Genomic DNA, 12,419 nt, shown 5'->3' with positions numbered 1-12,419 from the left:
GCGTATCCCTGTTGGAAACAATGTGTTGTAATTACAGAGGATTGTATCGGTAAACAGGGGGTCGTATGCTGTCTTCTCACCACCGGAGACCATCATGACCACGTTGCGTACTGCCCTTCCCGTCAGCCTGGCGCCACCCGTGCTTGCGCTGCCCTTGCTGTTCATCCTGATGTGGAGTTCGGGCTATGTCGTCGGCAAGCTCGCCCTGCCCTTCGCCGGCCCGTTCACGCTGCTGGTGCTGCGTTTCGGCCTGGCGGCGCTGGTGCTGCTGCTCGTGGCCCTGTTCACCCGCGCGCCGTGGCCGCGCCAGCGCGCGCAGTACGCGCATCTCGTCGTCGTCGGACTGCTAGTGCAGGCATTGCAGTTCGGGGGCCTGTACACGGGTCTGAAACTGGGCGTGAGCGCAGGCGTCTCGGCCCTGATCATCGGCGCGATGCCCCTGTGTACGGCGTTCGGAGCGGGCGTGTTTCTGCACGAACGCGTTGGCGTGCGCCAGTGGATCGGCCTGGGCGCAGGCATTGCCGGCGTGCTGCTGGTGGCGCTTGGCAAGGGCGTCGCCTGGCACACGGGTGCAGCCGGGATCGGCGCCGTGGTGCTCGCCCTGACCGGCATCACGCTCGGCACGCTGTACCAGAAAAAGTACTGTACCAACCTGGATTTGCGCACCGGCGGCTGCATCCAGCTGGCCGTGGCCACGGCCGTGGCGTTACCGCTGGCGCTGGGTCTCGAAGGCTGGCAGGTAGCGTGGACGCCCACGCTGATCCTGGCGTCAGGCTGGCTGTCGTTCGTCAACTCCATCGGCGCCGTCAGCCTGTTGTTTCTGATGATGCGGCGAGGAGAATCAAGCAGGGTTGCCAGCCTGTTCTACCTGATTCCTGGCACGACGGCGCTGATGGGATGGATCGTGCTGGGCGAACGAATCGGCCTGCTCTCAATCTGCGGCTTCGCCGTCACGGCCGGCGCGGTGTACCTGTGCACACGAACGAAGCAGCCATGAAAAAGCGGCGCACACGGCGCCGCTTTTTACGAAGCACGGATATGTCAGCCGTTATTCACCACCAGGCGCGGTTCACCGGATGCCGACAGGCGCGCGCGGATCGATGCCGCGATGCCCTTGGCGTCCAGGCCCACCGACGACAGCAGCGCCACCGGATCGCCCTGGTCGATGAAGGTATCCGGCAAGCCCAGATTGAGCACCGGCTTGGCGATGCCGGCAGCGGCCATCGCTTCCATCACGGCAGCGCCCGCGCCGCCCATGATGCAGCCCTCTTCCACCGTCACGATCAGGTCGTGCTCCTGCGCCAGGCGCTTGACCAGGTCGACGTCCAGCGGCTTCACGAAGCGCATGTTCGCGACCGTCGCATCGAGTTCGTCGCCGGCCAGGATGCTGTGCGAAACCATCGAGCCGAACGCCAGGATGGCGATATTCTTGCCGCTGCGGCGCACTTCGCCCTTGCCGATCTCGATCGAGTTCAAGGCCTCCACGATTGGCGTGCCGACACCGGCGCCGCGCGGATAGCGCACGGCCGCAGGGCCCGGATAGTGGTAGGCCGTCGTGAGCATCTGGCGGCATTCGTTTTCGTCCGACGCAGCCATGACGACCATGTTCGGGATGCAGCGCAGATAGGCCAGGTCGTAGTTGCCGGCGTGGGTCGCGCCATCGGCGCCAACCAGGCCCGCGCGGTCCAGCGCGAAGGTCACGTCGAGGTTCTGCAGCGCCACGTCGTGAATCAGCTGGTCGTAGCCACGCTGCAGGAACGTCGAGTAGATGGCCAGCACGGGCTTGACGCCTTCGGTGGCCATGCCGGCCGCGAAGGTCACCGAATGCTGCTCGGCGATGCCGACGTCGAAGTAGCGCTGCGGGTATTCCTGGTGGAAGCGGACCATGCCCGAGCCTTCGCGCATCGCCGGCGTGATGCCGACCAGGCGCTGATCGGCCGCTGCCATGTCGCACAGCCAGTTGCCGAAGACTTCGGTGTAGGTGATCTTGCCCGGCGCGGTGGCCGGTTTGATGCCCTCGAGGTGATTGAACTTGCCGGTGCCGTGGTACAGGATCGGCTCGGCCTCGGCCAGCTTGTAACCCTGGCCTTTCTTGGTCACCACGTGCAGGAACTGCGGGCCCTTGAGCTTCTTGATGTTTTCCAGCGTCGGGATCAGGGATTCGAGGTCATGGCCGTCGATCGGGCCGATGTAATTAAAGCCGAATTCCTCGAACATCGTGGCCGGAACCACCATGCCCTTGGCATGTTCTTCGAGCTTGCGCGCCAGGTCAAGCACGGGCGCCGGCAGTACGCTCTTGCCCACGTTCTTGGCAGCGGCGTAGAACTGGCCCGACAGCAGGCGCGCCAGGTAGCGATTGAGCGCGCCGACCGGCGGCGAGATCGACATGTCGTTGTCGTTCAGGATGACCAGGAGGTTCACGTCGTCTTCGACGCCCGCATTGTTCAGGGCCTCGAACGCCATGCCGGCGGTCATGGAGCCGTCGCCGATAACGGCGATGGCGTGGCGGTCTTCACCCTTGATCTTGGCAGCTGCGGCCATGCCGAGCGCGGCCGAGATCGAGGTCGACGAGTGGGCGGTGCCGAACGTGTCGTACTCGCTTTCGTCGCGCTTCGGGAAGCCCGACAGGCCATTCAACTGGCGCAGCGATGGCATGCGGCCGCGGCGGCCCGTGAGGATCTTGTGCGAATAGGTCTGGTGACCGACGTCCCAGACAATACGGTCGCGCGGCGTGTCGTACACGTAGTGCAGCGCGATGGTCAGTTCGACCGTGCCCAGGTTGGACGACAGGTGACCGCCCGTTTTCGAGACCGACTCGAGCAGGAACTGGCGCAGCTCCTTGGCCAGTGGCGTGAGCTGGGTGCGCGGCAGCTTGCGCAGGTCGGACGGGTCGTTGATATTGTCTAGCAGGTTCATTTAGGCCTTCCGCTGCACGATCAGGTCTGCCAGTTCACGCAGCCGCTGTGCTTGTTCTCCGAATGGCGCCAGCGCGTCATGCGCGTCACGCCGCAATTGCTCTGCCAGGTCGCGCGAAGGCGCCAGGCCGAGGATCGACACATAGGTCGGCTTGTTGTCGGCCGCATCCTTGCCGGCGGTCTTGCCCAGCGTGGCCGAGTCGGCGGTCGCATCAAGTACATCGTCGACCACCTGGAACGCCAGGCCAACCGCGGCCGAATAGGCGTTCAGGGCCTCGACTTCAAGTGGCGTCAGGTCGCGGCCCGCGAGCGCGCCAAGCAGCACCGACACGCGTAGCATGGCGCCCGTTTTCAACTGGTGCATGCGTTCGAGTTCGTCGCGCGTCAGGGCCAGGCCCACGCTGTCGAGGTCAATGGCCTGGCCGCCGCACATGCCGTTCGAGCCGGCGGCCTGCGCCAGCAGGCGCACCATCGTCAGCAGGCGCGCCGGTGGCACGGTGGCGCATTCGGCCAGCACCGTGAAGGCCTGCGCCTGCAGCGTGTCGCCCACCAGCAGCGCGGTCGCTTCGTCGTAGGCCACGTGCACCGTCGGTTTGCCGCGGCGCAGCGCGTCGTCGTCCATGCACGGCATGTCGTCGTGCACGAGCGAATATACGTGGATCATTTCGACGGCGCTCGCCACACGCGCGAGCGCGGCCGGGTCGGCGTCGAACAGCGCGCCAGCGGCGTATGCCAGCAGCGGGCGTACACGCTTGCCGCCGCCCAGCGTCGTGTAGCGCATCGCTTCGTGCAGCTTGTGCGGCACCTGGGTGGCCGCCGGCAGGAACGCATCGAGCGCGCCCTCGACGTCGTGCTGGACCTGGCGGGTCCAGTCGGCGAACGCCGGCGCGCTCATTGCGCGCCCTCGTCGTCGCCCGAGAACGGCTTGAGCATGTCGCCTTCAAGTACCTTGACCTGCGACTCGACTTTCTCGAGCTGCCCTGCGCAGTACTTGACGAGTTCGGAGCCGCGCGCATACGCCGCGACCGAGGCGTCCAGCGGCAAGGCGCCGGACTCCATCTGTGTCACGAGCTGGGCCAGTTCGGCCATCGCCCCCTCGAAGGATTCGGGTGGCGCCGCCCCTGCTGCTGCGCTGCCCGCTGTCATATTCTTTGCCATAGGTCGGTATCGTAAGGGCGTCCAGTTGTGCGCCGTGGGTCAATCCAATCGCGTATTTTAGATCAATCCCACACCACGGGGGGCGCACATTGCACCATTCGCAACATGCAGCCCCGTCCATCGATTGGGCCATGCCCTCCCTCATCATGAAAATCATGCCACGAAGGCAATTTCCCCACCAGCGCACGCAACAGCCGCGCGCCGGACCAAGACGGTAGAGCTCGTTCCGAAGTATAATCGCCGGTTCTGTCCGAAATACCGTATTCCTTTACTTAAATACTGGTCTTTGGATTCTTTCTCTTCTTTGGATGCTTATTTAAGGGGGGTTGGGATGTCCGATCTGGCTACCCACGCCAAGCTGGCGCGATCCAACGCGCAGCTTCCGGTAACTGTGTATTTTGACGAGGCGCTGCTCAAACAAGAGATGCAGCAGCTGTTCGTGAATGGCCCGCGTTACGTCGGCCATGAATTGATGGTGCCCGAAACGGGCGACTTCGCCACGCTCGCCGCCGAGCACGAAGGCCGTATGCTGGTGCGTAATGCCAACGGCATCGAGGTGCTGTCCAACGTCTGCCGTCATCGCCAGGCGCTCATGTTCAATGGGCGCGGCAATGCGACGAACATCGTCTGCCCGCTGCACCGCTGGACCTATGACCTGAAGGGTGAACTGATCGGCGCGCCGCATTTTGCCGATACCCCGTGTCTGAACCTGTCCAAGACGCCGCTCCAGAACTGGAACGGACTGCTGTTCGAGCAGAATGGCTACAACGTGATGGACAAGCTCGGCCAGCTGTCGGTGACGAAAGACCTCGATTTCTCGGGCTACATGCTCGATCACGTCGAAGTGCACCAGTGCGACTACAACTGGAAGACCTTCATCGAGGTCTACCTCGAGGATTACCACGTCGAACCGTTCCACCCGGGCCTGGGCAACTTCGTCTCGTGCGACGACCTGAAATGGGAATTCGGCGCCGACTACAGCGTGCAGACCGTGGGCGTGAACCGCGCGCTGCAAAAGGCCGGCTCGCCTGCCTATAAACGCTGGCAGGAGCAGATCCTCAAGTTCAACAACGGTACGCCGCCGAAGTACGGCGCAATCTGGCTCACGCTCTACCCGAACATCATGGTCGAGTGGTATCCGCATGTGCTGGTGGTGTCGACGCTGTGGCCCGATGGCCCGGACAAGACGCGCAACGTGGTCGAGTTCTACTACCCCGAAGAGATCGTGCTGTTCGAGCGCGAATTCGTCGAGGCCGAACGCGCCGCGTACATGGAAACGGCGGTCGAGGACGATGAAATCGGCCTGCGCATGGATGCCGGCCGCAAGATCCTGGTGGCGCGCGGCGTCAACGAAGTCGGTCCGTACCAGTCGCCCATGGAAGACGGCATGCAGCACTTCCATGAGTGGTATCGCAGCAAGATGGCGCTGTAGGGAAGCACTGATTAATTCATGGAGGCGGACTTGGCGCGGAAAATAGCCACCCTGCGGCGTTGCAAATTCTCGCAATAGCTCGCTATTGCTGCGATTTGCGCCTTGCATGGCGGCTTTTTCCGCAGCCAATTCCATCCCCCAGAATAGATCAGTGCTTCCCTAGCCGTGTCGTGACACGCAGCGCTGCGGAGGGTGTGGCCAGTCGGCTGCCCCTCCTTTTTTTATTGGGAATACCATGGCTTCACTCTGGATGCTGTTCGCCAGCTTCGCGTTCGCCGCGATGGGCGCGGGCGTCAAGCTCGCCTCCGAGTTCTACTCCACGTCCGAACTGCTGATGTACCGGGGTCTGATCGGCACCGTCATCCTGCTGGCGATGGTGCGCCACCGTGGCGGCACGTTCAGGACGCCGTTCGCCAGATCGCACCTGATCCGCAGCTTCGTCGGCGTGACCGCGCTGTGGATGTGGTTCTTCGCCATCGGCCGCCTGCCGCTGGCCACGGCCATGACGCTGAACTACATGGCCCCGATCTGGATCGCGGCCTGGATGTTCGCGCTGGGCTGGTGGACCCGCACCAAGCACGCCGAATGGCCGCTGGTCGTCGCCATCGGCATGAGCTTCTTTGGCGTGACGATGGTGCTGCAGCCGGCGATCGAAAGCCAGCAGTGGCTCGGCGCCCTGGCCGGCGTATGCTCGTCGGTGGTGTCGGCGGCGGCCTATATGCAGGTGCGCAAACTGGGCCTGCTGGGCGAGCCGGAATACCGCGTCGTGTTCTTCTTTTCGCTCACCACTGCGGTCGTGGGCCTGCTGGCCACGCTGGCCGGCGACGGACCGAAGGGCGCCGTGTTCCACGCACACACGCCATACAGCCTGCTGCTGCTGGCCGGGATCGGCGCCGCAGCGCTGATGGCGCAGATGGCCATGACCCGCGCCTACCGCGTCGGCAAGGTGCTGGTGGTGGCCAACCTGCAGTACACCGGCATCGTGTTCTCGTGCCTGTGGGGACTGCTGCTGTGGAATGACACGTTCGACTGGCACGTCTGGCTGGGCGTGGCCGTGATCCTGGTGTCGGGCGTGGCCGCGACGTTCTACAATACCCGCAAGACGGCGCGCGGCGCCGTCGTCAAGGACACCGATCCGATCGCCAGCGAAACGTAAAGGAACCATCATGCACCAGACCCTGATTTCTGCCGCCGACCTGGCCGCGCACATCGACGACCCGGCCTGGGTCGTCGTCGACTGCCGCCACGACCTGATGAACCTGGCCGCCGGCCGCGACGCTTACGCGAGCGGCCACCTGCCGGGCGCGGTGTTTGCCGATATCGAGACGGTGCTGTCGGGCGCCAAAAACGGCGCCGATGGCGTGTTCCTGGGCCGGCATCCGCTGCCCGACAAAGCAGCGCTGGCCGAGGCATTGCGCGGCTTTGGCATCGACGACGCCACGCAGGTGGTGGCGTATGACGCGCATGGCGGCATGTTCGCGGCGCGCCTGTGGTGGCTGCTGCGCTGGTTGGGGCATGAGGCAGTGGCGGTGCTCGATGGCGGGATGGCCGCGTGGGAAGCTGCCGGGCAGCCGTTGACGACCGAGGTGCGTACCAGGCCGCGCGGCGCCTTGAGCGTCCGGGCGCCGTTCGTGCCGACCGTGACGGTGCGCGAGGTACTGGACAATCTGGAAAGCGGCAAACGGATCGTGATCGATGCGCGCGCGGCCGACCGCTATCGTGGCGAAAACGAGACCATCGATCCGGTGGGCGGGCATATTCCGGGCGCGAAGAACCGCTTCTTCAAGGATAACCTGGGGCCTGACGGGCGCTTCAAGGATGCTGCGCAGCTGCGCAAGGAATTGGGTGCGCTGATCGACGATCCTGCCGCAGCCATCATGCAGTGCGGGTCGGGCGTGACCGCCTGCCACAATCTGCTGGCACTGGAAGTGGCGGGCTTGCCGGGCGCTGCGCTGTATCCGGGATCGTGGAGCGAGTGGGTTGGCGATCCTGCGCGGCCGGTGGCCAAAGGCGCGGCGTAATTCTTAACCGTCGAGGCGTAGACGGCGGAGCCGTCCACCCTACGTCATGCGCATCGTGCTGACATCAGAACGCGTGCAACGCGACGACGATCGCCACGCCCAGCCCGATCAACAATACCTGCGGCACCGACTCGCGCATCGTCGAACGCCGCTGCATCTGCGGCATCAGGTCGCTCACCGCGATATAGATGAAGCCTGACGATGCAAACACCAGCACGTACGGAATCAGGCCGCTGGCCCGGTCAAGCGTGTAATACCCCAGCAAGCCCCCCGCCACCGCCATCAGGCTGCACAGCAGGTTGAACACATAGGCGCGCAGACGCGAGAAGCCGGCATTGAGCAGCACGATGAAGTCGCCGATCTCCTGCGGAATTTCATGGGCAACGATCGCCAGCGCGGTGACGATGCCCAGTTCCGGATTGGCCAGGAAGGCTGCGGCGATCAGGATGCCATCGGTGAAGTTGTGCATGCCGTCACCGAGCAGGATCATCCAGCCGGCCTTGCCGGCTTCGCGCGCATCGTGCCCGTGGGCGTGGTGGTGACCGTCGCCTTCATGATGGTGCGAGTGGCGCAGCAGGGCCACCTTCTCCAGCACGAAGAAGGCCAGCAAGCCGCCCAGCAGCGTGGCGAACAGGCTCCTGGTATCGGCGCCCGAATCGAACGCTTCCGGCAGCGCGTGCAGCAGCGATGTGGCCAGCATGATGCCGACCGACAGGCTGACCATCTTTTCCACCACTTTCGACAGCAGGGCAAACGAGAAAATGGCAGCCCCGGAGATGCTGACGACGCCGGCGACGAGCGTCGCCAGCAGGATCGAGCGCAGGGTCGGGTCGATGAATGGGGCTGAAAACGGGTCGATTTGAAGGCCTCTTGTTCTGTACGTGCGACGAGCCGCAAACCGGGCATTGTACCGCTCCCGGCCTGCCCTCGTCCAAGGCGGCGCCTGCTACATCAGGCGACGCCGTATTTGGCGAACCACGCCAGCGCGCGGTTCCAGCCATCCTGCGCGTCCGCCGCGTTGTACATCGGGCGGTAGTCGGCGTGGAAGGCGTGGCCCGATTCCGGATACACGTGGATCGTCGAGCGGCTGTTGCCCTTGTCGAGCGCGGCCTGCATGCGCTGGACCGATTCGACCGGGATGCCGGTGTCCTTCGCGCCATACAGGCCCAGCACCGGCACTTTCAGGTTCTGGGCAAAGTCGATCGGGTGCTTGGGCGACGTGGCGGTTGCCTCGCCCACCAGGCGCCCGTACCAGGCGACGCCCGCCTTGACCTTGAGGTTATGCGCCGCGTACAGCCAGGTGATGCGCCCGCCCCAGCAAAAACCGGTGATACCCAGTTTTTCGGTGTTGCCGCCGCGCTGGGCGGCCCACGTGACCACGCGATCGAGGTCCGACATCACTTGTGCATCCGGCGTCTTCCCCACGATGTTCTTCATCAGCTCGGCCGTGCTCGGGGCCTTGGTCGCGTCGCCCTGGCGCACGAACAGGTCGGGCGCGATCGCCATATAACCCTGCTTGGCAAAACGGCGCACGACGTCCTTGATGTATTCGTGCACACCGAAGATCTCGGAAATCACCAGGATCACCGGCACGCCCGTCTTGCCCTTGGGCTGGGCGCGATAGACCGGCACATCCTGGCCGTCGATGACGAGGATGGTGTCGCCGGCGTCGAGACCGTCGGTATCGGTCTGGATCTGGGTCTGCGCCATGACCGGCAGCGCGCTGGCGGCAAAGCCGGTGCCGATGGCGGCCCGGATGAAGTCGCGGCGCCCGACGCCATCGGTGTATGCGCTCGCGCCAAGCAGGCTGCCGGCGTCGTTGACGAGGTCTTTCATGGTCATCCCTTCGATCAGTGGTGGACAGGCTTGCGAGTTTAGCATCGCCTGCACCGGGCACGCACGGCGCTACGTGTGCGCAGGCACCACTTCATCGAGGATCGCGTACAGCTTCTGCATGTCGACCGGCTTCACCAGATGGTGGTTGAAGCCGGCGGCCGCCGTGCGCGCGCGATCCTGCTCCTGGCCATAGCCGGTGATCGCCACCAGCACCGCGCGCTGCGCGCTGGCCCGGGCGCGCAGGCGCCGTGCCAGTTCGATGCCATCGATGTCGGGCAGGCCGATATCGAGCAGGTACACATGCGGCGCCACGTGCTCGGACGCGGCCAACGCCGGCAGCGCGGCATGCTCGACGTGCACCTCGTGTCCGGTCGATTCGAGCAGCAGCGCGAGCATCGTCGCCGCGTCCATGTTGTCGTCCACTACCATGATGCGAAGATGATCGGACGATGCCGGCGCGCGCATCGTGCCGGCAGCCGGCGCGTTGGCGGCAGGCGCCTCGCTGTCCAGGCGCGGCAGGCAGACCGTGAAGGTGCTGCCCTTGCCCTGCCCTGCACTGTGGCACGTGACGCTGCCGTGATGCAGGCTGACCAGACTTTTCACCAGCGCCAGGCCCAGGCCAACCCGCCCAGCGAGCGATCCGACGAACGCTCGGCCTGAGAAAACAGCTCGAACGCGCGCGCGACCAGTTCGGGCGCCATGCCGATGCCGTCGTCCGTCACGTGCAGCAGCACATGCGTGGCGCGCACTTCAGTAGACAGCGTGATGTGGCCACCTTCGGGCGTGTACTTCGCCGCATTGCTGAGCAGGTTGGCCAGCACCTGCACCAGGCGCTTGTGATCTCCCTCGACCAGCGGCGCTTGCGGCGGCAGTTCCAGCGCCAGGTGATGGCGGCGGGCGTGGATCAGGGGCGTGACCTGCTCGATCGCGTCGTTCACGATATGGCGAAGGTCCAGGCGTGCGGTGTGCAGCGCCACCAGGCCGCGCGTGACCCGCGAGACGTCGAGCAGGTCGTCGACGAGGCTCGTCATGTGGCGCACCTGGCGCCCGATGACCTGGCTGGTCTTGCGCACCTGCGCTTCATCGAGCCGCGCCCGTTGCAGCAGGTCGGCGGCCGCGCCGATGGGCGCCAGCGGATTGCGCAGTTCGTGCGCCAGCATCGCCAGGAATTCATCCTTGCGCCGGTCGGCGGCAGTGAGCTGCTCCTGCGCTTCGCGGCGCTCGGTGACATCGCGGAAGAAGAACGCGATGCCGCCATCGAACGAGCGATGGGTGCGCGTTTCGATCCATGCCTGGCGCCCGTCTGGCATGCGGTGGGCCAGCTCGAGAATCCCGGGGGCGCCGGTGCTCATCACGCGCCGGAACACGGCGTCGGCCGGGGTAGCGCGCAGTTCGGGCCAGACTTCCCAGTGGTTGTGGCCGATGACATCTTCGGCGCGGCGCTGCGTCAGGCGCAGGCCTTCGGCGTTCATGCGCAGGATGTTCCAGTCCTTGTCGAGCACCGCGAAGCCCTCGCCCATGCTGTCGAAGATGCTCTGGCTCTGGTCGCGTTCACGGCGCAGCGCGGCGTGCGCGCGGGCCGCTTCGACCGCCGACCAGGTACGCTCGGCGGTCTCCTGCGCCATCCGTATCTCGGCCTCGCGCCACCGCCGCGGCGTAGCATTCTGCACCGTCAGCACGACCCGCATCTTGCCGGCCTTGATGTACGGGACCAGCAGGTCGGCGCCGACGCCGATCTGCGCATAGACGCCCGTATTGCCCGCGGTGCGGCTGTCCTGCGCGACATCGTGGTTGACGACGGTCTGGCCGGCGCGCAGCGCAGCGATCATCGGCGGACCGAAATCGTCCATGACCATGATCTTGCCGGCCAGGCTCGCCACGCCCTGCGCGGTCCAGTCGCGCACGATCGCAACGGTGCCGGCGTCGTCGTCGATCTGCGCATACAGCACGCGCGACGCCTGCAGCGCGCGGCCCAGCAGCTCGCAGGCCGCCTCGGTGACGTCATCGGGGTTGGCGAGCTGCCGGATGCGGTCGGCCAGTGTGAGCTGGAAGGTCTGGTTTTCGCGGACCTCTTCGAGCTGCTGGACTTTTTCGAACAGCGCCTGCGCCGCGTGATAGGCCTCGGTGACATCGCTGCCTTGCGCAAAGATGCCCGTCACCTGCCCCTCGTGGCCGAAGATTGGCTGGCACAGCAGATCGACGTAGCGCTGTTCCAGCGCGCCATCGGGCCGGCGCTGCAGCGAGATCAATGAATCGCGCAGCACGACCGGTTTGCCGCCCGCGAAGACGCCATCGAATACGCGGCGCACGCCCTGCGCCGCCAGCTCGGGCAATGCGTCGAGCAAGGGTTTGCCGATCAGCTCGCGCCGCCCCACCAGCTGGTAATACGCTTCGTTGGCCATCTCGAAGACATGATCTGGGCCGGTGAGCACCGCAATGAAGCTCGGCGCCTGGTTGAACATGGTCTGCAACTGGCTGCGCTCCAGGCTCAGGATGCGCGTCATCGCCTCGTGCATCTGCGGCCGGGTCATCTGCGGCATGTCGGGCACCGCATGCGCGCCATGCCTGAGATGGTAGGCGCCGGTGGCGGCGTCGAAGCGGTACAGATCCGTGACATCGATGGCGTTTTGCGCCACGAAGGCGACCTCACTGGCCGCATCGAACACCGGTGTATGGATCGCGCTCCAGTAACGCTCGCCGAACACGTGCCCGCCCGGCGTCTCGCGCGGCACCGCATACCGCAGCAGCGCGCTGGTGTGCGGCTGCTTCGTCGCAAAAGCTTGTTCGATCGACCGGCGTACCTCGTCGACGTTGGTCGATGCGGGGTCGTTCGGATCGGCCGGAAACGCCTCGAAGATATGCTGGCCGACGATCTGCTGCGCCGTGCGCCCGGTCGACTCCAGATACGCGGGATTTGCACCAATGATGGTGAAATCCCGGTTGATGAGCAGGTAAGGATACGGCGAGGCCGCGAACAATGCCGCGTAGTCAGGTTGCGTAAACATCACTTATTCTCACATATAAATTGCGAGAAAAATACGCGTTCTGTAACGGATT

General features: G+C 65.1%; 11 protein-coding genes. 4 read left to right on the top strand and 7 right to left on the bottom strand.

The genetic code is table 11. The features are described 5' to 3' along the window. Positions 1 to 94 precede the first annotated feature (94 nt). The gene (locus AC56LY_RS00710; RefSeq protein WP_499575641.1) at positions 95 to 997 is read left to right on the top strand and encodes a DMT family transporter; all 903 of its coding nucleotides are present in this window, start codon (positions 95 to 97) and stop codon (positions 995 to 997) included. Positions 998 to 1,041: 44 nt separating this feature from the next. On the opposite strand, the gene dxs is transcribed toward AC56LY_RS00710, so the two are convergent. From dxs to AC56LY_RS00695, 3 genes are read right to left on the bottom strand one after another with little or no spacing between them, the layout of a single operon-like run. After that, positions 1,042 to 2,916, bottom strand: a complete 1,875-nt coding sequence (dxs, locus tag AC56LY_RS00705) for a 1-deoxy-D-xylulose-5-phosphate synthase (protein ID WP_258836623.1) — start codon at positions 2,914 to 2,916, stop codon at positions 1,042 to 1,044. Next, complete coding sequence (locus AC56LY_RS00700; protein ID WP_332532620.1) at positions 2,917 to 3,810, bottom strand: polyprenyl synthetase family protein; 894 nt, start codon at positions 3,808 to 3,810, stop codon at positions 2,917 to 2,919. Next, positions 3,807 to 4,073 carry an exodeoxyribonuclease VII small subunit gene (locus AC56LY_RS00695; RefSeq protein ID WP_499500884.1) on the bottom strand — a complete coding sequence of 89 codons (267 nt, stop codon included), beginning with the start codon at positions 4,071 to 4,073 and terminating at the stop codon, positions 3,807 to 3,809. The genes AC56LY_RS00700 and AC56LY_RS00695 overlap by 4 nt, the downstream gene beginning before the upstream one ends. 331 nt (positions 4,074 to 4,404) lie before the next feature. Here AC56LY_RS00695 and AC56LY_RS00690 point away from each other — a divergent pair, with 331 nt between their 5' ends. The 3 genes from AC56LY_RS00690 to AC56LY_RS00680 all read left to right on the top strand — a co-directional run bounded on the left by AC56LY_RS00690 (position 4,405) and on the right by AC56LY_RS00680 (position 7,526). Continuing rightward, positions 4,405 to 5,505: an aromatic ring-hydroxylating oxygenase subunit alpha gene (locus AC56LY_RS00690; protein WP_258836626.1), complete on the top strand. Its 1,101-nt coding sequence runs from the start codon at positions 4,405 to 4,407 to the stop codon at positions 5,503 to 5,505. A 235-nt stretch (positions 5,506 to 5,740) separates the two neighbouring features. After that, positions 5,741 to 6,661, top strand: a complete 921-nt coding sequence (locus AC56LY_RS00685; protein WP_499575638.1) for a DMT family transporter — start codon at positions 5,741 to 5,743, stop codon at positions 6,659 to 6,661. 10 nt (positions 6,662 to 6,671) lie between these two features. Further along, positions 6,672 to 7,526, top strand: coding sequence for a sulfurtransferase (locus AC56LY_RS00680; RefSeq protein WP_499575637.1), 855 nt, complete (start codon positions 6,672 to 6,674; stop codon positions 7,524 to 7,526). Between the two features lie 64 nt (positions 7,527 to 7,590). Here the strand turns inward: AC56LY_RS00680 and AC56LY_RS00675 are convergent, their stop codons facing one another. The 4 genes from AC56LY_RS00675 to AC56LY_RS00660 form a co-directional block, all read right to left on the bottom strand. Then, positions 7,591 to 8,289 carry a ZIP family metal transporter gene (locus AC56LY_RS00675; protein WP_499581897.1) on the bottom strand — a complete coding sequence of 233 codons (699 nt, stop codon included), beginning with the start codon at positions 8,287 to 8,289 and terminating at the stop codon, positions 7,591 to 7,593. Positions 8,290 to 8,477: 188 nt separating this feature from the next. Beyond that, positions 8,478 to 9,362, bottom strand: a complete 885-nt coding sequence (locus tag AC56LY_RS00670) for a dienelactone hydrolase family protein (RefSeq protein WP_258836629.1) — start codon at positions 9,360 to 9,362, stop codon at positions 8,478 to 8,480. 69 nt (positions 9,363 to 9,431) lie between these two features. Continuing rightward, complete coding sequence (locus AC56LY_RS00665) at positions 9,432 to 9,965, bottom strand: response regulator (protein WP_499575636.1); 534 nt, start codon at positions 9,963 to 9,965, stop codon at positions 9,432 to 9,434. Then, positions 9,962 to 12,367, bottom strand: a complete 2,406-nt coding sequence (locus AC56LY_RS00660; protein WP_499575635.1) for a PAS domain-containing sensor histidine kinase — start codon at positions 12,365 to 12,367, stop codon at positions 9,962 to 9,964. Before AC56LY_RS00660 ends, AC56LY_RS00665 begins: the two co-directional genes overlap by 4 nt. Positions 12,368 to 12,419 lie beyond the last annotated feature (52 nt).

Source organism: Telluria sp. ZT3P25, assembly GCF_059685895.1.
Note: the sequence above shows the minus strand (reverse complement) of the source record. Positions and strands in the feature narration are given on the sequence as shown.